Origin of the sequence: Shewanella nanhaiensis, from assembly GCF_019457885.1 — a bacterium.
Lineage (GTDB): Bacteria > Pseudomonadota > Gammaproteobacteria > Enterobacterales > Shewanellaceae > Shewanella > Shewanella nanhaiensis.
In genome coordinates this window covers 25,555-46,886 of the sequence record NZ_JAHZST010000027.1, presented here as the reverse complement: position 1 = coordinate 46,886, position 21,332 = coordinate 25,555, and the positions used below count along the sequence as shown (strand labels likewise).

The 21,332-nt window shown below is 44.2% G+C and carries 34 protein-coding genes and 1 rRNA gene; 6 read left to right on the top strand and 29 right to left on the bottom strand.

Translation table 11 applies throughout. From position 1 onward, the window contains the following. The 5 genes from K0625_RS22865 to K0625_RS22845 form a co-directional block, all read right to left on the bottom strand. Positions 1-220, bottom strand: a 16S ribosomal RNA gene (locus K0625_RS22865); the annotation flags it as partial. Positions 221-891: 671 nt separating this feature from the next. Continuing rightward, positions 892-1,467 (bottom strand): TlpA disulfide reductase family protein, encoded by a 576-nt coding sequence (locus K0625_RS22860; protein ID WP_220111717.1) that lies wholly within the window; start codon positions 1,465-1,467, stop codon positions 892-894. Continuing rightward, positions 1,464-1,934 carry a heme lyase NrfEFG subunit NrfF gene (nrfF, locus tag K0625_RS22855; RefSeq protein ID WP_438944519.1) on the bottom strand — a complete coding sequence of 157 codons (471 nt, stop codon included), beginning with the start codon at positions 1,932-1,934 and terminating at the stop codon, positions 1,464-1,466. The genes K0625_RS22860 and nrfF overlap by 4 nt, the downstream gene beginning before the upstream one ends. Positions 1,935-1,942: 8 nt before the next feature. Next, positions 1,943-2,500 (bottom strand): DsbE family thiol:disulfide interchange protein, encoded by a 558-nt coding sequence (locus tag K0625_RS22850; protein ID WP_220111715.1) that lies wholly within the window; start codon positions 2,498-2,500, stop codon positions 1,943-1,945. A gap of 17 nt (positions 2,501-2,517) precedes the next feature. After that, positions 2,518-4,497: a heme lyase CcmF/NrfE family subunit gene (locus K0625_RS22845; RefSeq protein WP_220111714.1), complete on the bottom strand. Its 1,980-nt coding sequence runs from the start codon at positions 4,495-4,497 to the stop codon at positions 2,518-2,520. A 407-nt stretch (positions 4,498-4,904) separates the two neighbouring features. Between K0625_RS22845 and ccmI the strand changes: the two genes are divergently transcribed. Next, positions 4,905-6,155, top strand: a complete 1,251-nt coding sequence (gene ccmI, locus K0625_RS22840; RefSeq protein ID WP_220111713.1) for a c-type cytochrome biogenesis protein CcmI — start codon at positions 4,905-4,907, stop codon at positions 6,153-6,155. Between the two features lie 153 nt (positions 6,156-6,308). Here ccmI and K0625_RS22835 read toward each other — a convergent pair whose 3' ends face one another. Beyond that, positions 6,309-6,602, bottom strand: coding sequence for a c-type cytochrome (locus K0625_RS22835; RefSeq protein ID WP_012327232.1), 294 nt, complete (start codon positions 6,600-6,602; stop codon positions 6,309-6,311). A 346-nt stretch (positions 6,603-6,948) separates the two neighbouring features. Here K0625_RS22835 and ccmA point away from each other — a divergent pair, with 346 nt between their 5' ends. From ccmA to ccmE, 5 genes are read left to right on the top strand one after another with little or no spacing between them, the layout of a single operon-like run. Further along, entirely contained in the window at positions 6,949-7,599 is a 651-nt protein-coding gene (ccmA, locus tag K0625_RS22830; RefSeq protein ID WP_012327233.1) for a cytochrome c biogenesis heme-transporting ATPase CcmA, read from the top strand. Between the two features lie 9 nt (positions 7,600-7,608). After that, the gene (ccmB, locus tag K0625_RS22825; protein WP_220111712.1) at positions 7,609-8,295 is read left to right on the top strand and encodes a heme exporter protein CcmB; all 687 of its coding nucleotides are present in this window, start codon (positions 7,609-7,611) and stop codon (positions 8,293-8,295) included. A 1-nt stretch (position 8,296) separates the two neighbouring features. Then, positions 8,297-9,043, top strand: a complete 747-nt coding sequence (locus K0625_RS22820) for a heme ABC transporter permease (RefSeq protein WP_012327235.1) — start codon at positions 8,297-8,299, stop codon at positions 9,041-9,043. Then, positions 9,043-9,243, top strand: coding sequence for a heme exporter protein CcmD (gene ccmD / locus K0625_RS22815; protein ID WP_012327236.1), 201 nt, complete (start codon positions 9,043-9,045; stop codon positions 9,241-9,243). The genes K0625_RS22820 and ccmD overlap by 1 nt, the downstream gene beginning before the upstream one ends. Beyond that, complete coding sequence (gene ccmE / locus K0625_RS22810) at positions 9,240-9,725, top strand: cytochrome c maturation protein CcmE (RefSeq protein ID WP_220111711.1); 486 nt, start codon at positions 9,240-9,242, stop codon at positions 9,723-9,725. The genes ccmD and ccmE overlap by 4 nt, the downstream gene beginning before the upstream one ends. Positions 9,726-10,462: 737 nt before the next feature. Here ccmE and rplQ read toward each other — a convergent pair. The 23 genes from rplQ to rpsS all read right to left on the bottom strand — a co-directional run bounded on the left by rplQ (position 10,463) and on the right by rpsS (position 21,327). Beyond that, the gene (gene rplQ, locus K0625_RS22805; RefSeq protein WP_012327238.1) at positions 10,463-10,861 is read right to left on the bottom strand and encodes a 50S ribosomal protein L17; all 399 of its coding nucleotides are present in this window, start codon (positions 10,859-10,861) and stop codon (positions 10,463-10,465) included. Positions 10,862-10,899: 38 nt separating this feature from the next. Beyond that, positions 10,900-11,889 carry a DNA-directed RNA polymerase subunit alpha gene (locus K0625_RS22800; RefSeq protein ID WP_012327239.1) on the bottom strand — a complete coding sequence of 330 codons (990 nt, stop codon included), beginning with the start codon at positions 11,887-11,889 and terminating at the stop codon, positions 10,900-10,902. Positions 11,890-11,913: 24 nt separating this feature from the next. Further along, positions 11,914-12,534, bottom strand: coding sequence for a 30S ribosomal protein S4 (gene rpsD, locus K0625_RS22795; protein ID WP_012327240.1), 621 nt, complete (start codon positions 12,532-12,534; stop codon positions 11,914-11,916). A gap of 36 nt (positions 12,535-12,570) precedes the next feature. Beyond that, positions 12,571-12,963 (bottom strand): 30S ribosomal protein S11, encoded by a 393-nt coding sequence (gene rpsK / locus K0625_RS22790; protein ID WP_012327241.1) that lies wholly within the window; start codon positions 12,961-12,963, stop codon positions 12,571-12,573. 14 nt (positions 12,964-12,977) lie between these two features. Next, positions 12,978-13,334 (bottom strand): 30S ribosomal protein S13, encoded by a 357-nt coding sequence (gene rpsM, locus K0625_RS22785; RefSeq protein WP_012327242.1) that lies wholly within the window; start codon positions 13,332-13,334, stop codon positions 12,978-12,980. A 114-nt stretch (positions 13,335-13,448) separates the two neighbouring features. Continuing rightward, positions 13,449-13,562, bottom strand: a complete 114-nt coding sequence (gene rpmJ / locus K0625_RS22780) for a 50S ribosomal protein L36 (protein WP_011758355.1) — start codon at positions 13,560-13,562, stop codon at positions 13,449-13,451. Between the two features lie 23 nt (positions 13,563-13,585). Then, on the bottom strand, positions 13,586-14,926 hold the full coding sequence (secY, locus tag K0625_RS22775) for a preprotein translocase subunit SecY (RefSeq protein ID WP_012327243.1): 1,341 nt from the start codon (positions 14,924-14,926) through the stop codon (positions 13,586-13,588). 7 nt (positions 14,927-14,933) lie between these two features. Next, positions 14,934-15,368 carry a 50S ribosomal protein L15 gene (gene rplO / locus K0625_RS22770; RefSeq protein WP_220111710.1) on the bottom strand — a complete coding sequence of 145 codons (435 nt, stop codon included), beginning with the start codon at positions 15,366-15,368 and terminating at the stop codon, positions 14,934-14,936. Positions 15,369-15,370: 2 nt separating this feature from the next. Beyond that, positions 15,371-15,553 carry a 50S ribosomal protein L30 gene (gene rpmD, locus K0625_RS22765; RefSeq protein ID WP_012327245.1) on the bottom strand — a complete coding sequence of 61 codons (183 nt, stop codon included), beginning with the start codon at positions 15,551-15,553 and terminating at the stop codon, positions 15,371-15,373. A gap of 6 nt (positions 15,554-15,559) precedes the next feature. Next, positions 15,560-16,066: a 30S ribosomal protein S5 gene (gene rpsE, locus K0625_RS22760; protein WP_012327246.1), complete on the bottom strand. Its 507-nt coding sequence runs from the start codon at positions 16,064-16,066 to the stop codon at positions 15,560-15,562. A gap of 13 nt (positions 16,067-16,079) precedes the next feature. Further along, positions 16,080-16,430: a 50S ribosomal protein L18 gene (gene rplR / locus K0625_RS22755; protein ID WP_012327247.1), complete on the bottom strand. Its 351-nt coding sequence runs from the start codon at positions 16,428-16,430 to the stop codon at positions 16,080-16,082. 10 nt (positions 16,431-16,440) lie between these two features. Further along, on the bottom strand, positions 16,441-16,971 hold the full coding sequence (gene rplF / locus K0625_RS22750; protein WP_012327248.1) for a 50S ribosomal protein L6: 531 nt from the start codon (positions 16,969-16,971) through the stop codon (positions 16,441-16,443). 10 nt (positions 16,972-16,981) lie between these two features. Then, positions 16,982-17,374, bottom strand: a complete 393-nt coding sequence (gene rpsH / locus K0625_RS22745; protein WP_012327249.1) for a 30S ribosomal protein S8 — start codon at positions 17,372-17,374, stop codon at positions 16,982-16,984. A 24-nt stretch (positions 17,375-17,398) separates the two neighbouring features. Continuing rightward, positions 17,399-17,704 (bottom strand): 30S ribosomal protein S14, encoded by a 306-nt coding sequence (gene rpsN / locus K0625_RS22740; protein WP_126508265.1) that lies wholly within the window; start codon positions 17,702-17,704, stop codon positions 17,399-17,401. Positions 17,705-17,714: 10 nt separating this feature from the next. Next, on the bottom strand, positions 17,715-18,254 hold the full coding sequence (gene rplE, locus K0625_RS22735) for a 50S ribosomal protein L5 (protein WP_220111709.1): 540 nt from the start codon (positions 18,252-18,254) through the stop codon (positions 17,715-17,717). Positions 18,255-18,266: 12 nt separating this feature from the next. Continuing rightward, complete coding sequence (gene rplX / locus K0625_RS22730) at positions 18,267-18,581, bottom strand: 50S ribosomal protein L24 (protein ID WP_220111708.1); 315 nt, start codon at positions 18,579-18,581, stop codon at positions 18,267-18,269. 11 nt (positions 18,582-18,592) lie between these two features. Next, a complete protein-coding gene (gene rplN / locus K0625_RS22725) occupies positions 18,593-18,961 on the bottom strand; it encodes a 50S ribosomal protein L14 (RefSeq protein WP_012327253.1) in 369 nt (122 codons plus the stop codon). A 179-nt stretch (positions 18,962-19,140) separates the two neighbouring features. Continuing rightward, positions 19,141-19,389, bottom strand: a complete 249-nt coding sequence (gene rpsQ / locus K0625_RS22720) for a 30S ribosomal protein S17 (RefSeq protein ID WP_012327254.1) — start codon at positions 19,387-19,389, stop codon at positions 19,141-19,143. Next, entirely contained in the window at positions 19,389-19,580 is a 192-nt protein-coding gene (rpmC, locus tag K0625_RS22715) for a 50S ribosomal protein L29 (RefSeq protein WP_012144642.1), read from the bottom strand. Before rpmC ends, rpsQ begins: the two co-directional genes overlap by 1 nt. After that, positions 19,580-19,990, bottom strand: a complete 411-nt coding sequence (rplP, locus tag K0625_RS22710) for a 50S ribosomal protein L16 (protein WP_012327255.1) — start codon at positions 19,988-19,990, stop codon at positions 19,580-19,582. The genes rpmC and rplP overlap by 1 nt, the downstream gene beginning before the upstream one ends. 11 nt (positions 19,991-20,001) lie before the next feature. Continuing rightward, positions 20,002-20,691 (bottom strand): 30S ribosomal protein S3, encoded by a 690-nt coding sequence (gene rpsC, locus K0625_RS22705; protein ID WP_012327256.1) that lies wholly within the window; start codon positions 20,689-20,691, stop codon positions 20,002-20,004. A 9-nt stretch (positions 20,692-20,700) separates the two neighbouring features. Next, complete coding sequence (rplV, locus tag K0625_RS22700; protein WP_012144645.1) at positions 20,701-21,033, bottom strand: 50S ribosomal protein L22; 333 nt, start codon at positions 21,031-21,033, stop codon at positions 20,701-20,703. Positions 21,034-21,048: 15 nt separating this feature from the next. Then, positions 21,049-21,327, bottom strand: a complete 279-nt coding sequence (rpsS, locus tag K0625_RS22695; RefSeq protein ID WP_006083596.1) for a 30S ribosomal protein S19 — start codon at positions 21,325-21,327, stop codon at positions 21,049-21,051. Positions 21,328-21,332: the final 5 nt, after the last annotated feature.

Sequence of the window (21,332 nt, the reverse complement as noted above, 5' to 3'; positions counted from 1 at the left end):
CGAAAGGCCCGAAGGTCCCCTCCTTTCCCCCGTAGGGCGTATGCGGTATTAGCAGTCGTTTCCAACTGTTATCCCCCACGACTAGGCAGATATCTAGGCATTACTCACCCGTCCGCCGCTCGACAGCAAAGTAGCAAGCTACTTTCTGTTTCCGCTCGACTTGCATGTGTTAGGCCTGCCGCCAGCGTTCAATCTGAGCCATGATCAAACTCTTCAATTAAAGTTTTTGTGTTCTCATCCAATTAAGAATGAAGAACGGCTCAATGAATTATACTGTTGCTTTGTTTCCACTTTTGAAAAAGTGAAATCAAAACTAAACATATTGACTCGAACTAAGTTCGAATCTATGAACACTCATTCATTGAGTAATATTTTGATTGCCGACATTCCGAAGAACAGAAGACAATTTCGAATAACTCAACACCTGTGAGTGTCCACACAGATTTCTTGTTTTGAATTGTTAAAGAGCGTTAGCATCAATCTTTCAGATGCTGCCGTTGACGCTAGGTCGTTGGCTTGAGGAGGCGTATTCTACACTCTCCATGGTTGGCGTCAAGCGCTTATTTAAAGAAGTTTTTCAAGCGATGATTCTTTGTTCACCCTCGTGTCAACAACCATCTAGTAAAGCTTCTAAAGCGTTTGTCACCTGAATCAAATCTCCGAGAAGTTTTGATTCTCTAACACTGCTGCAAGTCCCATTCTACTAGCGTTTGCTAAGAGCGATTGGCCTGCTGTGCCGTGTCAGTGGATGCGCATTATAGGGATTACTCGCAACTGTGCAAGGGCTTTTATTGAGAAAAATGAAATAATAGGATTGGATGCGTAGTTATCAAACGATACGTACAAAAAAGGGGCTGAAAGCCCCTTTTATCTATCCATATTCCTGCATCTTTACTGTTTATCAATAAAGCCCTGTATCAGGTCTGCCGCTTGCTTGTCGTCCCAATCAACAAAAGTACGAACAAATGCGATTAGCTCTCCTTTACTATTTAAAATAAACGTCGCTGGAATAGTATCAAGTGGAAATACCTCTCTCAGGTTTTGAGTCTCATCATAGAATGAGTTGAAAGACTCCATTCCTAACTCTTTAAGAAAAGGTTCAACCTTATCCTTTCCTTCAAGATCTATCGAGATAGGTAAAATTTCAAAATCCTGTTTATCGAACTTTTCGGACAAACGTGAAATAGCTGGAAGCTCGCGTACACATGGAGGACACCAAGTTGCCCACATGTTTACCATCAAGACTTTCCCTTTATACTGGCCAAAATCTACAGCTTTACCCTGCTCATCTTTAAATGGGACAGCAGTAATAGGAAAAGGCTGAGGTAAGATGCTAATAAGCCCGACATTAGTCTGACTTTCACCTTCTGCCTGTTTCTGCATACCTGGATATGCAGAAACCGTGCTAATAGAAAAACAACTAGCAACTAATAAAGAGACCTTAAGCAAATCAGCGATTAGCTTCATTTATCATCTCGCTTAAGTAACTTATCTAACTCTTTTTGCTCTTCTACGCTAATCTCTTGCTCGTCGACTTCTGTAATACGTTGTTTGCGTATAAACATAAAACCAATAAACAGACCAAACATTAACAGTGCAACAGGTCCTAACCATAATGCGTATGTCTTGGCTTCCATTCTTGGCTTATAAAGTACAAATTCGCCATAACGACTGGTCATGAACTCAATCACTTCGTCATCATCTTTACCAGCATCCACCATCTGATAAACTTCAAGACGTAGATCTTGAGCTACTGGAGAGTTTGAATCGATTAAGTTCTGATTCTGACATTGTGGACAGCGCAGAGAGTGCGCTAATTCCAATGCCCTCTTCTGGTTATCCATCGACTTAAATTCATAAGTGTCGACAGGAGTTGCGACAGCTCCAGAAATCAAGCTCAGCGATAATAGCAGTGCACTGCATATTTGAACCATATACTTAATCATGAAGCACCATCCAATTTAGCTGCAGCCTGAAGCTCTTTAATCATAGGAAGTAAGGTCTCACTCCACACCCTTTGATCAATCGGCCCCGCATAACGGTAACGAATAATGCCATTATGATCGATTAAGTAACTTTCCGGTGCACCATACACACCAAGATCCAAACCTAAGCGACCATCATGATCAAAGATATTCTTAGTATAAGGGTCACCTTCGCGGTTTAATTCGCGAATTGCCATCCCACGTTCATCACGGTAGTTAATACCATAAATAGGCAGAATACCTTGACGTGCGAAACGCATTAAGTAGGGATGTTCATATTTACATGATGGACACCATGTTGCCCACACATTCAATAGAGCGACTTCACCCTTTAAGCTTTCGTTAGTGATTATCTCATTTCGGTCCTCTAGACGCTCAAGTTGGAAAGCCGGAACCGGCTTCCCCTCAAGTGCAGAGTCTAGCTTTTGAGGATTAAGGAAGAGTCCCTTATAAAGGAACACTCCCATCACCAAAAATAGTACCAAAGGAATAAATAGTACTAGCCTCTTCTTCATACTTGCCCCAATTCAAGTTAAGCCGTAGCTAATTTTGCTTTCTCAGCATCAGACTTCGATGCTTGTGTTACTTTCTTTGCACGGTAGCGTTTATCTGATGCAGCAAAGAATCCGCCTACCATCATAAAGATGCTTCCGAACCATAACCAGCGAACGAACGGCTTGTAGTTCAGGCGCACTGCAAACTCAGTTCTACTGATAGGATCACCCATGGTGACATACAGATCACGGAACAAGCCCCAATCAATCCCCGCCTCAGTCATGTCCATAGTACGAACATTGTATTGGCGTCGATCAGGTCTTAATAAGGTGACTAGGTCACCATCTTTTGTGACTTCAATCTGTCCCTGTTGAGCCGTGTAATTAGGTCCTACAACGTTTTTCGTCTCGATGTAGTTAAAGGTATAACCAGCAAGCTCTTGTTGGATACCAGGTCCCATACGAACACTCTTTTCGATTGAGTAGTTCGATACCATGGTGCCACCAACGACTGATACTGCGATACCTAAGTGAGCGATAATCATACCTAGTTGACTGCGATTGATACGAGCTAGGCTCAATGAGCCATCTTTCGCCTTCATCATGTCATAACCGGCACGCAAGGTTGTTAAAGTTACCCACACAGCGGTAGCTATACCTAACATAACCCAAACGTTGAACTTACCGTCTGCCATAAATGGCGCTGCAATACCGACAAGCGTTGCAATAACAGCAGGAACAAGCAACTTAGCCTTTAAACTACCTGCCTTTGACTTTTTCCAGCGGATGTTAGGGCCTACGCCCATAAAGACAAATAGAACCAGAACAATGGGTACGAACACAGCATTAAAGTATGGAGGTCCTACAGAGATCTTACCCATATTAAGGGCGTCGATAAGTAGCGGATATAGAGTTCCAAGAAGAACGGTACCACAAGCTACAGTCAGTAGAATGTTACACACTAACAGCATGGTTTCGCGAGATTTAAGCTCAAAACGAGCAGGGCTCTTCATCTCACTGGCTCGGAATGCAAACAGGGTCAGTGAACCACCAACTGCCAGCCCCAAAAGTAGAAGAATAAACATACCTCGACTTGGATCCGCTGCGAATGAGTGAACTGAAGTTAACACACCAGAACGAACAATAAAGGTACCAAGCAAACTTAGTGAGAAGGCAAAGATTGACAGTAGTACAGTCCAGTTACGGAAAGCTGCACGCTTCTCTGTAACGATAACTGAATGCAATAGTGCGGTACCAATCAACCAAGGCATAAATGAAGCGTTTTCGACTGGATCCCAGAACCACCAACCACCCCAACCAAGCTCGTAGTATGCCCACCAAGAACCTAGAGAGATACCGCCAGTTAGGAATACCCAAGCAGCAAGTGTCCATGGACGACTCCATCTAGCCCAAGCTGAATCAAGGCGTCCGCCCATCAGTGCAGAGATAGCAAATGCGAAGCTAACAGCAAAACCAACATAGCCTAAATAAAGCATAGGTGGATGGAAGATTAGACCCACATCTTGCAACATAGGGTTAAGATCTCGTCCCTCCATTGGCGTCGGGAATAAGCGCTCAAATGGACTTGAGGTCAAGATCATAAAGAGGGTGAAACCTATTATGATAAAGGCCAATACTGACAATACTCTGGCAGTAAAGACCTCCTCTAATCCCTTACTGAAATAAGCTACCGCCGCAGTCCAACCAGATAGAGAGAATACCCAGAAAAGCAGAGATCCTTCATGTCCGCCCCATACTGCTGCAATCTTAAAGAAGATAGGTAATTGAGAGTTGGAGTGATGGGCAACATACGCGACCGAGAAATCATCGATAGCAAAACTGTAGCCTAAAACGATAACAGATAAGAAAATAAAGAAGAACATGCCATAACTTAATGGCCAGGCATAACGCACTAAGTATTGGTCTTTACGTGCAACACCAATTAAAGGAACGCTAGCCAATAGAAAGGCAAATGCCAAACCTATTATCAGCGACAGGTGTCCTAATTCAGGGATCATGGGGTTTCCTCAGTCCTATTGATGAATTAAATTAACAAATGCTAATTCAAAACATATGAGTTTGCAGCTTACACTACTCAAGGTACAAATTTTGAGTCATTTTAGTATTTGCTATTGTATCTGTCTGCCTCTTTCGAACAAATATGGGTGGCTAGTCTCATTCTTCGTTAACAAAAACCAAGCATATCGTTATAAAAAGCAGTCAATTTTAGGCTCTGACTCTTACTTGAAACTTAAGTTTCAACCAATTTTCAAAAATAGAAACGAACTGTGAACCAGTGCCCAACTATCACTTTTTACGCTAGATAAGTCCCTATATTACTGTTCAATGAATAATCTTTCCGTATAATCCTATCCCTACTCCTGCGGTATATCCGCTTTTTTCTAACTAATGTGAAAAAGAAATAATGACCACTCTTTGGATTTTTATTGCGCTTTTCTTATTAGTCAGCCTAGTGCTGATTTGGTTTCCTCACTTTCGACAGCAAAAGATGCTGCAGACGGAAGAAGCTGGGGTACGTAAACAAACAAACCTCGAACTATTTAACAATCGTCTTGCAACATTAGAGAAAGAACTCGAAGATGAACAGCTAGACCAAGTTGAGTTCGACGCCCTCAAAAAAGAGCTTGAGATCAGCTTACTTCAAGATATGAAGCAAGGCGGTAATGATGAGTCTCTTGTCACTAAGATGAAACCAAAAGGCTTATTATGGCCTGTGGTTATGTCTGTTGCCGTATTAGGTATCTCAGGATACTTTTATACTAATTTAGGCGCCTACGCTAACTTAGACAAAACAGAGCAAGCTAGCCCACATGCTGGCATGACTGCAGATCAAATTATGCAGCAACGTCTACAGATGATGGAAGCGCAAGCTAAAGCTGAGCCTGAGAACAGCCAGTTACTCTTTAGTCTTGGCCATAGTTACATATCTGCCAACCGTTATGACGATGCGATAAATACCTTTGATAAAGCAATGGTATTAGTAGGCACACATGCTGAGCTACTCGGACCCAAAGCGACAGCTATGTACTACAAGGCAAACCAGCAGATGACAGCTGCGGTACAAGCTATTGTTGATCAAGCTCTGTCTCTGGATCCTGAAGACCCATCTACACTACTGTTAGTTGGTATGGATTCATTCTTTACTGCTAATTATCAGAAAGCGATAGATTCATGGCAGATCATTCTCGATAGCGACCGTAAAGATGTCGATCGTAGTGCCATCATTAATGCTATCGACAGCGCCAAGATGAGAATGGGCTCTGAAACTGGTGAGATGCCAAATGACGCAGCCCATGCTGGTGTTCAAAGCACAGCTAAGACTGTTAATGTCGAAGTTTCAGTATCAGATGAACTAGCTCAGCAGGTGGGCAGCTCAGACATGCTATTCATCTTCGCTCGCAACACTGAAGGCCCGAAGGTGCCATTAGCTGCTGTTAAAGTCTCAGCAAAATCACTGCCAACCACAATCACATTAGATGACACCACCTCTATGGGCGGCGATGTGAAGTTAAGTGGAGCTAAGCAGGTTGAGATTATTGCGGTTTTGTCTAAACATGGAACGGTTAAACCACAATCAGGCGATCTTAAAGGTCACCTTGCAATGGTTAATGTGGGTGATACTGCTCAGCTAATTATTGACACACAAGTCAAATAATTGCTGAGATGATTAAATTAAAGGCCTGCATTGCAGGCCTTTTTTATTACCTATACATTCAGGAAAAGTATAGAAAGTATAAAGCTGAAGTTCAGGCATAAAAAAACCGGCTAATTGCCGGCTTTCTTACTCTTAATAAGAGCAGTAACAAGATTACTTTGACATGTAGTCAATAGCATTCTTGTAGTCTTCATCTGTACAGTCAGTACACATGCCACCTGGTGGCATAGCGCCTTTACCAGTTTTGATTGTAGAGACTAGAGTATCCATACCTTGAGCAAGACGAGGGGCCCAAGCCTCAGCATCGTGTGCTTTTGGAGCGCCAGCTACACCCATGCTGTGACATACTTGACATGCCTTATCATAGACAGCCTTACCTTCTTGTGCAGAAACGCTTGCAGACAAAGTCAGTGCTGCTACAGCAGTCATTGCTAACAGTTTTTTCATGTTCGATGTTCCTAATGCAAATTCGTACAAAGCTCAACGCTGCCTTTTTCCTCATCACTTCGAGTAAGGCAGACTATTATTCTAGCTATTCAAGAATACAACAAACTTGCATAAATCGCACCTTTTATGACTTTAATCAAAGCAAGAACGCTAAAAGCACAAAAGAGATGAGATATTCGGTACTATATTAGCAAAAGTTGAAAAAGTTCCACCTCTTTTGTTAAAAGGTTTCATTTTTTGGAAGCATATCAAATTGCTGACACTAAAAGTCAACCATTACTAAACCCATAAAAGGGATTGTGATAATATCATTTGTGTTAACTTTCGGCTTGATATAGAGGATTCAGTGGTAGAACAAAACAGCTCAAAAGCCCTGCTCTCGGCCAATCAATTGACCTGTATTCGTGAAGAACGAATTCTGTTTGATGAACTCAGTTTTGAGATCACAGCCGGTGAAATTGTCCAGATTGAAGGCCCAAATGGTTCAGGTAAGACTAGCCTACTTCGTATTTTAGCAGGTTTATCACGCCCCTATGCTGGTGACGTCCATTATCAAGGTGAGAATATTACTCGGGTAAGAGATGAATTTAACGACGACCTCCTCTATCTAGGCCATCTAGCAGGTGTAAAAAGCGAACTCACTGCCGAAGAGAACCTTAACTTCAATTTAAGGATAAGCGGTTATGATGAGTTCGAGACTGGAGATATCCTAGCCAAGGTTAACTTAGCCGGATTTGAAGAGGCATTAGCAGGCCACCTTTCAGCTGGACAGCACAGACGAACTGCACTAGCAAGGCTCTGGCATACTAACTGTAAAATATGGCTTCTGGATGAACCTTTTACTGCAATTGATAAAAAGGGTGTCGAAGAGTTAGAGCACTTATTTCTTGCCCATTCGAAGCGTGGTGGATGTGTCGTACTAACCACACACCAAGATATGGGCATTATCGGTGACGATATACTTCGTAAAATAAGTCTTGAATATCGATTTGTATAGGGTTGATAAATGAAAAAAGGCATCAGTTTCAGACAGGCATTTTTCACACTTTTAAAGCGTGATCTACAGATTGCTATTCGCCACAAAGGGGACATATTCAACCCTTTACTGTTTTTTATCTTAGTGGTGACATTGTTCCCGCTAGGTATTGGCCCAGAGCCTCAAGTACTCTCAAGAGTCGCGCCAGGGGTTATCTGGGTTGCAGCATTACTCGCTTCCATGTTGTCACTGGAGCGACTGTTCAAGGCTGACTATGCCGATGGCAGCTTAGAGCAGATGTTATTAAGCCCTCAACCACTCCCTTTAATGGTATTGGCAAAGGTCTTGGCTCACTGGCTTTTAACAGGAGTTCCACTTATCTTAGTGGCCCCATTATTAGCAGTGCTTTTACATTTAGACAATAACAGCTACGGAGCACTCATTGCGACCTTAGCGCTTGGCACACCGGTATTGAGCCTACTCGGCGCCATAGGTGTTGCACTTACGGTAGGGCTACATAAGGGCGGTGTATTACTAAGCCTGTTGATCTTACCTTTGTATATTCCAGTGCTCATATTTGCCACCACGGCGATTGATGCAGCTGGTCTTAATTTACCCTATAGCGGTCATCTCGCGATTATTGGTGCGATGCTGGTCGGTTCATTAATATTGGCACCCTTTGCAATCGGTGCTTCATTAAGAGTGAGTACTAACTAAGATGTGGAAATGGCTACATAGTTACGCGGATCCAGAGCGCGCTTATAATCTCTCAGGAAAACTTTTGCCATGGTTCTCCATGCTCGCGATCTCCTTGATTGGTATTGGCTCTGTGTGGGGGCTCGCCTTCGCTCCAGTTGATTATCAACAAGGTGACAGTTATCGAATCATCTTTATCCATGTCCCAGCCGCCTCCATGTCAATGTCAGCCTATATGGCAATGGCAACCTCAGCATTTATCGGCTTAGTATGGCAGATAAAATCAGCCGATTGGGCAGCAGCAGCCATCGCTCCAATAGGTGCCGTCGTCACCTTTATCGCCCTAATCACTGGCGCTACATGGGGTAAGCCTATGTGGGGAACCTGGTGGGTATGGGATGCACGCCTAACATCAGAACTTGTACTACTCTTCTTGTACTTAGGCGTGATTGCTCTCTATGCTTCGTTTGAAGACAAGGTATTGGCAGCACGTGCAGCAGGCATTCTTGCGATAGTCGGTGTAATTAATATCCCTATTATCAAATATTCTGTGGAGTGGTGGAACTCGCTACACCAGCCTGCCACCATTAAGATAACAGAGAAGTCTTCAATGGCAGCAGAGATGCTATACCCGTTACTAATTAATATTCTAGGCTTTGGTCTTATGATAGGCGCTATCACCTTGGTACGCTTCAGAGCAGAAATTCTCGCAAGAAATAGCATGCGCCCTTGGGTTAGGGAACTCGCTATGACCGAAGGAGTCAAATAATGCAGTTCGATTCATTAGCAGATTTTTTCAATATGGGTGGCTACGCCTTTTATGTTTGGCTAGCTTATGGTGTGACATTTTTTTCATTAGGTACTTTAGTTATTTCAAGTTTGCGTCAGAAAAGAAAGGTGTTAACTGAAATTGCGAAGAAGATACAGCGTGAAGATCGTTTAAAAGCAAACCGGAGTAATCAACAGTGAATGCCAGACGTAAAAAGAGACTCGCTCTCGCTACAGCTTTAATTGGTGGCGTTGCCGCTATCGCATCACTTCTACTGTATGCGTTAAATTCAAACTTAAACCTGTTTTACACACCTACAGAGATAGTACAAGGTAAGAAAGACACAGGCGTTAAGCCTGAGGTTGGCCAACGCATCCGTGTTGGTGGCATGGTCACTGTCGGCTCTATGGTTCGTGATCCTAATAGTTTACATGTGGAGTTTGCTGTACACGATGCTGCAGGTGGCGAAGTGATTGTGACTTATGATGATCTGCTACCGGATCTCTTCCGTGAGGGCCAAGGTATTGTCGCTCAAGGCGTGTTAATTGAAGGCGGTAAGCTTGAAGCAACCGAAGTTCTCGCAAAGCATGATGAAAATTACATGCCTCCTGAAGTCGCTGAAGCCATGGGTCAAAGCCATGAAAAGTTAGACTACAACGCAGAGCAAAAAGCGGGTTATTAAGCCCTGCTAACTTAAAAGGCCTCAATTGAGGCCTTTTTTATGCCTAGCTTTTGATACCATCTAGCCTAATCTAGGCCTATCAGAGAGCCTTTAGCAGAGCTAATCAATCTACGCTCTCCTAGTCATACTTTTTATTGTGCCGTTCAGCCTTCTTGCAGCTAATATCCTTATTTATGAGTTATCACCAAAAACACCAATAGGCAAAGCGACAGTTGGGATATGGTATCTAGACTAGGAGGTGAACATACATATTGCTATTTCTACTTAGAAACAGAGAGAGTCTTTGAAGATATCAATTCCTATCAAGCAAAAGAGCCTCAGAAGGCCAACAGCGCTATAAATCCAGTTCTAGGAGCATGTGAGTAAGAATACAATTGAGTTGCTTCACAAGCTGTATGAGTGAGCCTAAACAATCATAGTTTTCTTGGACGCATTGTTAGCCGAAAAATCACAAAAGTATCTAATGCCATTCGTCAATAGTGAAACACCTAGCGCGACATGAGCAAAGCAGCTTCTTTGGATAACATCACAATGGCAATCGTAAAATTAGGCTTAGTGATCTCTAATAACTTCAGAACATAGTTTATAAATACATTTTATGCTCAAAGAGATGATGCGCTGTTCGAAATGGAAATAGGTTGATTGATGGAGCTCATTAAATGAAGGAGGTTTATAGCTGTAATTTTAAGCATAAAAAAGCCGGGCTAATGCCCGGCTTTTTACAATGAAAACCTTAATTACTCAGCAGAGTCATCAGCTTCAACAGCTTCAGCATCTTCTGGGCGACCAACTAGTTCAATATACGCCATAGGCGCTTTATCACCAGTACGTAGACCGCACTTAAGGATACGGGTATATCCACCAGGACGTTCCTGGTAGCGTGGACCCAATTCATTGAATAACTTACCTACGACTTCAGCGTCGCGAGTACGAGCAAAGGCCAAACGGCGATTTGCAACGCTATCACTCTTAGCAAGTGTTATTAGAGGTTCAACTACGCGACGCAGTTCTTTCGCTTTAGCAACAGTAGTCTTGATCACTTCGTGACGGACTAATGAGCTAGCCATGTTACGGAACATAGCTTGGCGATGACTGCTGTTACGGTTCAGTTGACGACCACTCTTACGATGGCGCATGACTAATCCTTATTACCTAATTCTGTACAGATCTGGACTTAAAGGTCGTCTGCTAAACTAGCTGGAGGCCAGTTTTCAAGACGCATACCTAACGACAGTCCGCGAGACGCTAAAACATCCTTAATTTCAGTAAGAGACTTCTTACCTAGGTTAGGAGTCTTAAGCAACTCAACTTCAGTACGTTGTACCAGATCACCGATATAATGAATCGCTTCAGCCTTCAAACAGTTAGCTGAACGTACAGTTAGCTCTAAATCGTCGACAGGACGTAGCAAAATCGGATCGAACTCCGGCTTCTCTTCTTTCAACTCTGGCTCAGTGACATCACGAAGCTCAACAAACGCATCTAGCTGTTCAGCTAAAATTGTTGCAGAACGACGGATAGCTTCCTCAGGATCGATAGTACCGTTTGTGGTCATATCAATAACGAGTTTATCTAAGTCAGTACGCTGTTCAACACGTGCAGCTTCTACATTGTAGGCTATACGAGCTACTGGCGAGAATGAAGAATCCACCAACAAGCGACCGATAGGGCGTTCGTCGTCTTCAGTTTGTGCACGGGCTGATGCCGGTACATAACCACGACCACGCTCTACGCGGATACGCATGCTGACATCATTATTACCTGTCAAATGACAGATAACATGGTCAGGATTCATGATGGTAACATCACCATCATGCGTGATATCTGCTGCAGTAACAGGGCCTGCGCCTGACTTACTTAACGTAAGCATAGCTTCGTCTTTTCCTTCGACCACAACTGCTAAACCTTTAAGGTTTAGTAGGATCTCAAGAACATCCTCTTGAACGCCTTCCTTGCTACTGTATTCATGCAGTACACCATCGATCTCTACTTCGGTTACCGCGCAGCCTGGCATTGACGACAATAGGATACGACGCAACGCGTTACCTAAAGTGTGACCGAAACCACGTTCTAGCGGCTCAAGTGTAACTTTGGCACGTGTTGGATTAACCTGCTCGATATCAACGAGACGCGGTCTAAGAAATTCTGTAACAGAACCCTGCATTGTGTCCTCTCTTTTGTATTAACTTTACTTAGAGTAAAGTTCGACGATGAGCTGTTCGTTAATTTCCGCAGATAAATCACTACGCTCTGGTAGACGCTTGAAAGCACCTTCCATCTTAGTGTTATCAACTTCAACCCATGTTGGCTTTTCGCGTTGAGAAGAAACTTCCAAAGCAGCAATAATACGTGCTTGCTTCTTAGACTTCTCACGAATGCTAATTACATCATTCGCAGACACTTTGAATGATGGAATGTTAACAACGCTGCCGTTTACCATAATAGACTTATGGCTTACTAACTGACGTGCTTCTGCACGTGTAGCACCGAAGCCCATACGGTATACAACGTTATCAAGACGGGTTTCTAAAAGAGTAAGTAGGTTCTCACCAGTGTTACCTTTAGTACGTGCAGCGTCTTTGTAGTAGTTACGGAATTGCTTTTCTAGCACACCGTAAGTACGACGAACTTTTTGCTTCTCGCGTAGCTGAACACCATACTCAGACAGACGGGTCTTACGAGCGCCGTGTTGTCCAGGTGCAGTTTCAAGCTTACACTTCGAATCGATTGCTCTCACGCCGCTTTTTAGGAAAAGGTCTGTACCTTCTCTGCGGCTGAGCTTGAGCTTTGGACCCAAGTATCTTGCCATGTTCTTTCTCCAACTATCCTATTTAAAAACGACGAGTTATACGCGACGCTTCTTAGGAGGACGACAACCATTATGAGGGATAGGCGTCACATCGGTAATGTTAGTTATCTTATAACCAACCGAGTTTAGTGCACGAATCGCAGATTCGCGTCCTGGACCTGGACCCTTTACAAAAACTTCAAGGTTTTTAACACCGTAATCCTGAGCAGCAACACCTGCACGCTCAGCAGCAACCTGTGCAGCAAAAGGAGTAGATTTACGTGAACCACGGAAACCTGAACCACCAGAAGTTGCCCAAGATAGTGCATTACCTTGACGATCAGTAATGGTAATAATTGTGTTGTTGAAAGAAGCATGGATATGAGCCATGCCATCAGCAACCTGTTTACGTACACGCTTACGCGGAGAACGTGACGGACTTTTAGCCATATTGGATTACCCCGTTACTTTCTAATTGGTTTACGTGGACCTTTACGCGTACGCGCATTGGTCTTTGTACGTTGCCCACGAAGAGGCAGGCTACGACGGTGACGTATTCCACGGTAACAACCAAGGTCCATAAGACGTTTGATGTTCATGGAAACTTCACGACGCAAATCACCTTCTACAGTGTATTCGGCAACTGCTTCGCGTAGTGTATCAATTTGAGCTTCGCTCAATTCCTTGATCTTAGCGTCTTCAGCAACAGAAGTAGCCGCGCAGATTGCTCTAGCACGAGTACGGCCGATGCCGAAAATACCAGTCAATGCAATGACGGTATGCTTATGATCAGGAATGTTAATGCCAGCGATACGGGCCACTATGCACTCCTAAATAGTTAATGGTTATCTGTGAAAAGCCCGGTAGGATACTCGACAGATAACGGTTTTGCAAATAAAATTTTGTTCAGCCCGAACAGGGCTGAACAAATGTTGTTAGCCTTGACGCTGTTTGTGTTTAGGTTCAACACAAATCACGCGTACAACGCCACTACGTTTGATGATCTTGCAATTACGGCAGATCTTCTTCACGGAAGCTCGAACTTTCATTTCATCACTCCGAGAAAACTTTCTTAGCGACCAAAGCGATCTAAATTCGCTTTGTTAACTAAGTTAGCTTTCTTCATTACAGATTCATATTGATGAGACATCATATGGGTCTGAACTTGAGCCATGAAGTCCATGATTACGACTACCATAATAAGTAGTGAAGTACCGCCAAAATAGAACTGCACTTTCCACGTAATTAACATGAACTCCGGAATTAAACAGATAAAGGTAATGTACAATGCGCCTGCTAATGTCAAGCGTGTCATCACTTTATCAATGTAACGCGAAGTCTGTTCTCCAGGACGGATCCCGGGAATAAACGCACCACTCTTCTTCAAGTTGTCTGCTGTCTCACGTGGGTTAAACACCAACGCAGTATAGAAGAAACAGAAGAAGATGATTGCTGACGCATACAATAATGAGTAGAGCGGCTGTCCTGGTGACACAGCAAGTGAAAAATCACTTAACCATGATAAGGACTCATTTTGACCAAACCACTGAGCCAGTGTGCCTGGGAACAAAATGATGCTCGACGCAAAAATTGGTGGTATTACACCCGCCATATTTATCTTCAGAGGTAGATGTGTACTCTGCGCTGCAAACACCTTACGGCCCTGCTGACGCTTAGCATAGTTAACGACGATTCGACGTTGACCACGTTCCACAAATACAACGAAATAAGTTACAGCAAATACAATAACAGCAATCAACAACAATACGAGTACGTTCAAGTCACCTTGACGCGCCTGCTCAGCCGTTTGGCCGATAGCAGATGGTAGGCCAGCAACAATACCTGCGAAAATTAATATCGAGATACCATTTCCTATGCCTCGTTCGGTGATCTGCTCACCTAGCCACATAAGGAACATAGTTCCTGTCACTAGACTCACAACAGCAACAAAGTAAAAACCAAATCCAAGATTTACTACTAAACCTGGAACTAAGTTTGGTAAACCTGTTGCGATACCGACTGCCTGGAATGTACCCAGGACCAATGTGCCATATCGTGTATATTGACTGATCTTTTTACGACCAGATTCGCCTTCCTTTTTCAGTTCGGCTAATGCTGGATGTACCACAGTCAATAGTTGCATGATAATCGACGCCGAAATATACGGCATGATACCTAATGCAAAGATAGAAGCACGTTCAAGGGCACCACCAGAGAACATGTTAAACATGCCTAGGATGGTCCCCTTCTGCTGATTGAACAGCTCTGCTAATACAGCAGCGTCAATACCAGGAATTGGTACAAACGAACCGGCTCTAAAGACGATAATTGCACCAATCACGAACAGGAGGCGAGTCTTCAGTTCAGAAAATCCACCTTTCGCGCTTTTTAAATCAAGTCCTGGTTTTGCCATCGACGTATTATTCCTCGATCTTTCCGCCGGCAGCTTCAATAGCTGCACGTGCACCTTTGGTTACCTTCAGACCTTTTACGGTCACTGGGCGCTCAATGGTACCTGAAAGAACGATTTTAGCAAACTGTATGTTGCGAGTAACAAGATTCGCATCTTTCAGTGTACTCAAATCGACAACATCACCGTTAACTTTAGCTAGTTCACTAATACGAACTTCGGCTGAAACCATCGCTTTACGCGAGGTAAAACCAAACTTAGGCAAACGAATCTTAAGTGGCATTTGACCACCTTCGAAACCGATGCGAACACCGCCGCCTGAACGAGACTTCTGACCTTTGTGACCGCGGCCACAAGTTTTACCAGTGCCTGAACCGATACCGCGACCTACACGCTTAGCAGCTGACTTAGCGCCTGCTGCTGGAGATAGAGTATTTAAACGCATTATTAATCCTCCACCTTAACCATGTAGTAAACCTTGTTAATCATACCGCGAACAGAAGGAGTATCTTCAACTTCGACAGTGTGATTAATACGGCGTAGACCTAGACCTAATAGAGACGCACGGTGCTTTGGTAAGCGGCCGATAGAACTTTTAGTCTGAGTTACTTTAATTGTTTTAGTAGCCATGGTGCATTAACCTCGAATTTCATCAACATTCAGGCCACGCTTAGCTGCGATTTGTGATGGTGACTTCATGTGCACCAACGCATCGACAGTTGCGCGAACGATGTTGATCGGGTTAGTAGAACCGTATGCTTTCGACAGAACGTTATGAACGCCTGCTACTTCCAATACGGCACGCATTGCGCCACCGGCAATAATACCGGTACCGTCTGATGCTGGCTGCATGTATACACGCGAACCAGTGTGACGGCCCTTTACAGGGTGGTGCAGAGTACCATTGTTCAATTCAACAGAAACGATGTTACGGCGAGCCTTTTCCATCGCTTTCTGAATTGCTGCAGGTACTTCACGCGCTTTACCATAGCCAAAGCCAACTTTACCGTTACCATCACCGACTACAGTTAGTGCAGTGAAGCTAAAGATACGTCCGCCTTTAACTACTTTAGAAACACGATTTACTGCAACTAATTTCTCTTGCAGATCGTCTTTTTGCTGTTGAGCTTCAAATTTAGCCATTTTTCATCATTCCTTAGAACTTGAGGCCAGCTTCACGAGCGGCGTCTGCTAGAGCAGCAACACGGCCGTGATACTTGAAACCGGAACGATCGAATGCAACTACAGTTACGCCTTTTTCGATAGCACGCTCAGCAACGGTTTTACCCACTACTTTAGCTGCATCAACGTTACCTGTGTACTTTAGCTGCTCTGTTACCGCTTTCTCAGCAGTAGAAGCTGACGCCAAAACCTGTGAATCAGGGCTAATTACCTGAGCATAGGTGTGACGTGGTGTACGATGTACAACCAGACGGTTAACGCCCAGCTCTTGGATCTTCTTACGACCGCGTAGTGCGCGACGCAAGCGAGATGTTTTCTTATCCATATCGCGTTACCTACTTCTTCTTAGCCTCTTTACGACGTACTTGTTCGTCAGCGTAGCGAACACCTTTACCTTTGTAAGGCTCTGGTGGACGGTAGCCGCGAATCTCAGCTGCTACTTGACCTACAAGCTGCTTATCAGTACCAGTAAGTACGATTTCAGTTTGAGAAGGACAAACAGCTGATACGCCGTCTGGGAGTTCGTGTACTAGTGGGTGAGAGAAACCTAGAGTTAAATCAACGCCGTTACCAGCGATTTTCGCACGGTAACCAACACCAATTAACTGAAGTTTCTTTTCAAAACCTTCTGTAACACCAACAACCATGTTATTGATTAAAGCTCGAGCTGTACCTGCTTGAGCGTTAGTTTTAACGCCTTCAACAGAACTACACTTGATTTCGTTATCTTCAACAACAACGATAACATCAGTGTTAATAACTCGAGTCAAACTACCTTTAGTACCTTTTACGGTGATAGTTTGTTCGTTTAAAGTCACTTCTACGCCTGCAGGGATAGCGACTGGTGCTTTTGCGACACGAGACATTGCTAGCTCCTTATGCTACGTAGCAGATAACTTCCCCACCCATGCCATTTTGGCGGGCAGTACGATCAGTCATCAAACCTTTAGAAGTGGACACAATAGCGACACCCAGTCCGCCCATAACCTTTGGTAGTTCGTCTTTACCTTTGTAAATACGAAGACCAGGACGGCTAACGCGCTGGATAGTCTCAACGACTGGCTGACCTTGGAAATACTTTAAAGTGATTTCAAGAACAGGCTTGGCTTCATCTGCTACGGCGTAGTCAGTGATATAACCTTCTTCTTTAAGCGTTTTCGCGATGGCGATTTTTAGCTTAGCAGAAGGCATAGTTACTGAAACGTGTTTAGCAGCTTGGCCATTACGAATACGGGTTAACATATCCGCTATAGGATCTTGCATGCTCATATAAGCTTACTCCGTGACAAGTGGTTACCAGCTGGCCTTACGTAGACCAGGAACTTCACCGCGCATAGTAGCTTCACGTAACTTGATACGGCTAAGGCCGAACTTACGTAAGTAACCATGTGGGCGACCAGTTTGACTACAACGATTGCGCTGACGCGAACTGCTGGAATCACGTGGTAGACCTTGCAACTTAAGAACTGCATCCCAACGGTCATCATCAGATGTAGTTGGATTGTTAATGATAGCCTTAAGAGCTAGACGCTTTTCAGCGAACTTAGCCACGAGCTTGGCACGTTTTACTTCACGTGCTTTCATTGAACTTTTTGCCATTACGCTACCCTTATTTCTTGAATGGGAAGTTAAAGGCTTCAAGCAGAGCTCGGCCTTCTTCGTCATTCTTCGCAGAAGTAGTGATTACAATATCCATACCGCGGATCTTATCGATTTTATCGTATTGGATCTCTGGAAAGATGATTTGCTCACGTACACCCATTGCGTAGTTACCACGGCCATCGAACGACTTAGCGCTCATGCCACGGAAATCACGAATACGCGGGATTGCGATATCAACTAAACGCTCTAAGAATTCCCACATACGCTCACCGCGCAGTGTAACCTTACAGCCTATCGGGTAGCCTTCACGGATTTTAAAACCAGCCACTGACTTACGAGCTACAGTCACTACTGGCTTTTGACCTGCGATAGCAGTCATGTCACGAAGCGCATGCTCCATAACTTTCTTATCTGCTACTGCTTCGCCAACACCCATGTTAAGGGTGATTTTCTCAATCCGAGGGACTTGCATGACACTGGTAAAACCAAACTTCTTTTGAAGTTCAGGGCTAACAGTCTCTTGATATTTATCATGCAGTTTCGCCATCGTTTACTCCAATTACTTAACGAGTTCACTGTTCGACTTAAAGAAACGGACTTTTTTGCCGTCTTCAAATCGGAAACCAACGCGATCAGCTTTGCCAGTGGCAGAGTTGAAAATCGCTACGTTTGATGCTTGTATCGGTGCTTCTTGCTCAACAATACCGCCAGCTACGCCCAATTGTGGGTTTGGCTTCTGGTGTTTCTTAACAAGGTTAACGCCTTCAACAATTAATTTACCAGTAGGAAGAACCTGAGAAACTTTTGCACGTTTCCCTTTATCTTTACCTGCTAGTACTACTACTTCGTCTTCGCGACGGATTTTAGCTGCCATTTGAAGCTCCTTTACAGTACTTCAGGGGCCAGAGAAACAATTTTCATAAATTGTTCTGTACGCAATTCACGCGTCACTGGGCCAAAGATACGAGTACCAATCGGTGCATTGTTTGCGTTAAGCAAAACAGCTGCGTTCCGATCGAAGCGAATGACAGAACCGTCTGGACGACGAACGCCTTTCTTAGTACGAACTACAACCGCGCTATAAACATCACCTTTCTTCGCTTTACCGCGAGGAATAGCTTCTTTAACAGAAACCTTGATGATATCGCCGATACCGGCATAACGACGGTGAGATCCACCTAAGACCTTAATACACTGAACTCTACGAGCGCCACTGTTGCAGGCAACATCTAGAGTCGATTGCATTTGGATCATTGTAAATGCTCCGCTAACGTTACTTCACATCCCCACATTGGGGCTACTATTTGTCCAACTTTTGACGAATCTTTTGTCAAAATTGGCGCGCAAGTATAACACCCGATTTTAGGAATAGATAGTATTAAAATAAAAACGGCTCCATTGGAAGGAGCCGTTTCGGTAAAAGCTTAATAAAATTAAGCTTTAGTCACTACTTCAACCAGAGTCCAAGACTTAGTCTTAGACAGCGGACGGCATTCGCGAATAGTCACGACATCGCCAGCATTACACTGATTTTGTTCGTCATGTGCATGGATCTTAGTAGTACGCTTAAGGAACTTCCCGTATAAAGGATGCTTAACCTTACGCTCAATAGCTACAGTGATAGACTTGTCCATCTTGTTGCTAAGTACTCGACCCTGCAAAGTACGGATAGTATCAGACATTATGCACCCGCCTTAGAAGTAATAATGGTCTTAACGCGCGCAATGTTGCGACGCACGATTTTAAGCTGATGAGTCTGAGTCAACTGACCAGTGGCGTGTTGCATACGCAGATTAAACTGCTCACGCAGCAGACCAAGCAGTTCAGCGTTCAATTCTTCAACGCTCTTTTCTGTTAGTTCGCTCGCTTTCATTACATCACCGTCTTAGTTACAAAGGTAGTCTTAAGAGGTAGTTTGGCAGCAGCAAGAGCGAAAGCTTCACGAGCTAACTCCTCTGATACACCATCCATCTCATAAAGAACCTTACCTGGTTGAATCTGGCAAACCCAGTATTCAACGTTACCCTTACCTTTACCCATACGCACTTCAAGAGGCTTAGAGGTAATTGGCTTGTCAGGGAAAACGCGGATCCAGATTTGACCTTGACGTTTAATGTGACGTGTCATCGCACGACGTGCAGCTTCGATCTGACGCGCAGTCAAACGACCACGACCAACAGCCTTCAGACCGAAATCACCGAAGCTAACTTCAGTGCCGTTCGCAAGACCACGGTTGCGGCCTTTGAACATTTTACGAAACTTCATTCGTTTTGGTTGCAGCATTGCCAGCTCTCCTATTTACCGCGAGGCTTACGCTTCGGCTGCTGTTTCGGCTCTTCGTGTGCAGGTAGCACGCCGTCTAGAACTTCACCTTTGAAGACCCAAACTTTGACGCCTATCACACCGTATTGAGTGTGACTTTCTGCAGTCGAATAGTCGATATCAGCACGCAGTGTATGCAAAGGTACACGACCTTCACGATACCACTCAGAACGCGCAATCTCAGCACCGCCTAGACGGCCGCTAACTTCAACTTTGATACCTTTAGCACCAAGACGCATTGCATTTTGTACTGCGCGCTTCATAGCACGACGGAACATAACACGACGCTCTAGCTGCGAAGCGATGCCTTCGGCAACAAGCTTTGCATCTAGCTCAGGCTTACGGATCTCAGCGATGTTGATTTGAGCTGGAATACCAGTCAGCTTAGCAACTGCGTTGCGTAGCTTTTCAACGTCTTCACCTTTCTTACCAATCACAACACCTGGACGGGCAGTGTGAATAGTAACGCGAACACTCTTTGCTGGACGCTCGATAACAATCTTAGAGACTGAAGCTTGCTTAAGGTTCTTTTCAAGAAACTTACGCACTTCCCAGTCACTAGTTAAGTTATTGGCATAGTCTGACTTGTCAGCGTACCAGGTCGAGATCCAAGGCTTAGTGATACCCAGACGGATACCATTAGGATGTACTTTCTGTCCCATTGCTAACTCCTAGCGATCTGATACAACCACAGTAATGTGGCTGGTACGCTTGATTATGCGATCAGCACGGCCTTTGGCACGTGGCATGATACGCTTCATAGTTGGACCTTCATCGATCATAATGGCTCCAACTCTTAGCTCGTCAATGTCAGCACCTTCGTTGTGCTCAGCATTAGCGATTGCAGAGTCCAGTACTTTCTTAACAAGTACTGCAGCTTTTTTAGGGCTGAAAGTTAGTATTTCGAGAGCCTTAGCAACAGGCAGTCCACGGATTTGATCTGCAACCAAACGACACTTTTGAGGCGACGTACGGGCAAAACGATGTTTAGCTAAAACTTCCATCTTATTCCTCCCGTATTAACGCTTCTTCGCTTTCTTATCTGCAGCATGGCCGCGATAAGTGCGAGTTGGTGAAAATTCACCAAGCTTGTGGCCGATCATTTCGTCAGTTACGAACACAGGTACGTGCTGACGACCATTATGGACAGCGATGGTCAACCCAATCATATTAGGGATGATCATAGAGCGACGAGACCAAGTCTTAATAGGCTTCTTGTCTCCCGCTTCCATCGCTTTCTCTACCTTCTTCAGCAAGTGCAGGTCAATGAATGGACCTTTCTTGAGAGAACGTGGCATGGCGA

Excerpts from the sequence above, each read along its gene's own strand:
- K0625_RS22860 (WP_220111717.1), bottom strand. The coding sequence starts at position 1,467 with ATGAAGCTAATCGCTGATTTGCTTAAGGTCTCTTTATTAGTTGCTAGT.
- nrfF (WP_438944519.1), bottom strand. The coding sequence starts at position 1,934 with ATGGTTCAAATATGCAGTGCACTGCTATTATCGCTGAGCTTGATTTCT.
- K0625_RS22850 (WP_220111715.1), bottom strand. The coding sequence starts at position 2,500 with ATGAAGAAGAGGCTAGTACTATTTATTCCTTTGGTACTATTTTTGGTG.
- K0625_RS22845 (WP_220111714.1), bottom strand. The coding sequence starts at position 4,497 with ATGATCCCTGAATTAGGACACCTGTCGCTGATAATAGGTTTGGCATTT.
- ccmI (WP_220111713.1), top strand. The coding sequence starts at position 4,905 with ATGACCACTCTTTGGATTTTTATTGCGCTTTTCTTATTAGTCAGCCTA.
- K0625_RS22835 (WP_012327232.1), bottom strand. The coding sequence starts at position 6,602 with ATGAAAAAACTGTTAGCAATGACTGCTGTAGCAGCACTGACTTTGTCT.
- ccmB (WP_220111712.1), top strand. The coding sequence starts at position 7,609 with ATGAAAAAAGGCATCAGTTTCAGACAGGCATTTTTCACACTTTTAAAG.
- K0625_RS22820 (WP_012327235.1), top strand. The coding sequence starts at position 8,297 with ATGTGGAAATGGCTACATAGTTACGCGGATCCAGAGCGCGCTTATAAT.
- ccmD (WP_012327236.1), top strand. The coding sequence starts at position 9,043 with ATGCAGTTCGATTCATTAGCAGATTTTTTCAATATGGGTGGCTACGCC.
- rplQ (WP_012327238.1), bottom strand. The coding sequence starts at position 10,861 with ATGCGCCATCGTAAGAGTGGTCGTCAACTGAACCGTAACAGCAGTCAT.
- K0625_RS22800 (WP_012327239.1), bottom strand. The coding sequence starts at position 11,889 with ATGCAGGGTTCTGTTACAGAATTTCTTAGACCGCGTCTCGTTGATATC.
- rpsD (WP_012327240.1), bottom strand. The coding sequence starts at position 12,534 with ATGGCAAGATACTTGGGTCCAAAGCTCAAGCTCAGCCGCAGAGAAGGT.
- rpsK (WP_012327241.1), bottom strand. The coding sequence starts at position 12,963 with ATGGCTAAAAGTCCGTCACGTTCTCCGCGTAAGCGTGTACGTAAACAG.
- rpmJ (WP_011758355.1), bottom strand. The coding sequence starts at position 13,562 with ATGAAAGTTCGAGCTTCCGTGAAGAAGATCTGCCGTAATTGCAAGATC.
- secY (WP_012327243.1), bottom strand. The coding sequence starts at position 14,926 with ATGGCAAAACCAGGACTTGATTTAAAAAGCGCGAAAGGTGGATTTTCT.
- rplO (WP_220111710.1), bottom strand. The coding sequence starts at position 15,368 with ATGCGTTTAAATACTCTATCTCCAGCAGCAGGCGCTAAGTCAGCTGCT.
- rpmD (WP_012327245.1), bottom strand. The coding sequence starts at position 15,553 with ATGGCTACTAAAACAATTAAAGTAACTCAGACTAAAAGTTCTATCGGC.
- rpsE (WP_012327246.1), bottom strand. The coding sequence starts at position 16,066 with ATGGCTAAATTTGAAGCTCAACAGCAAAAAGACGATCTGCAAGAGAAA.
- rplR (WP_012327247.1), bottom strand. The coding sequence starts at position 16,430 with ATGGATAAGAAAACATCTCGCTTGCGTCGCGCACTACGCGGTCGTAAG.
- rplF (WP_012327248.1), bottom strand. The coding sequence starts at position 16,971 with ATGTCTCGTGTCGCAAAAGCACCAGTCGCTATCCCTGCAGGCGTAGAA.
- rpsH (WP_012327249.1), bottom strand. The coding sequence starts at position 17,374 with ATGAGCATGCAAGATCCTATAGCGGATATGTTAACCCGTATTCGTAAT.
- rpsN (WP_126508265.1), bottom strand. The coding sequence starts at position 17,704 with ATGGCAAAAAGTTCAATGAAAGCACGTGAAGTAAAACGTGCCAAGCTC.
- rplE (WP_220111709.1), bottom strand. The coding sequence starts at position 18,254 with ATGGCGAAACTGCATGATAAATATCAAGAGACTGTTAGCCCTGAACTT.
- rplX (WP_220111708.1), bottom strand. The coding sequence starts at position 18,581 with ATGGCAGCTAAAATCCGTCGCGAAGACGAAGTAGTAGTACTAGCAGGT.
- rplN (WP_012327253.1), bottom strand. The coding sequence starts at position 18,961 with ATGATCCAAATGCAATCGACTCTAGATGTTGCCTGCAACAGTGGCGCT.
- rpsQ (WP_012327254.1), bottom strand. The coding sequence starts at position 19,389 with ATGTCTGATACTATCCGTACTTTGCAGGGTCGAGTACTTAGCAACAAG.
- rpmC (WP_012144642.1), bottom strand. The coding sequence starts at position 19,580 with ATGAAAGCGAGCGAACTAACAGAAAAGAGCGTTGAAGAATTGAACGCT.
- rplP (WP_012327255.1), bottom strand. The coding sequence starts at position 19,990 with ATGCTGCAACCAAAACGAATGAAGTTTCGTAAAATGTTCAAAGGCCGC.
- rpsC (WP_012327256.1), bottom strand. The coding sequence starts at position 20,691 with ATGGGACAGAAAGTACATCCTAATGGTATCCGTCTGGGTATCACTAAG.
- rplV (WP_012144645.1), bottom strand. The coding sequence starts at position 21,033 with ATGGAAGTTTTAGCTAAACATCGTTTTGCCCGTACGTCGCCTCAAAAG.
- rpsS (WP_006083596.1), bottom strand. The coding sequence starts at position 21,327 with ATGCCACGTTCTCTCAAGAAAGGTCCATTCATTGACCTGCACTTGCTG.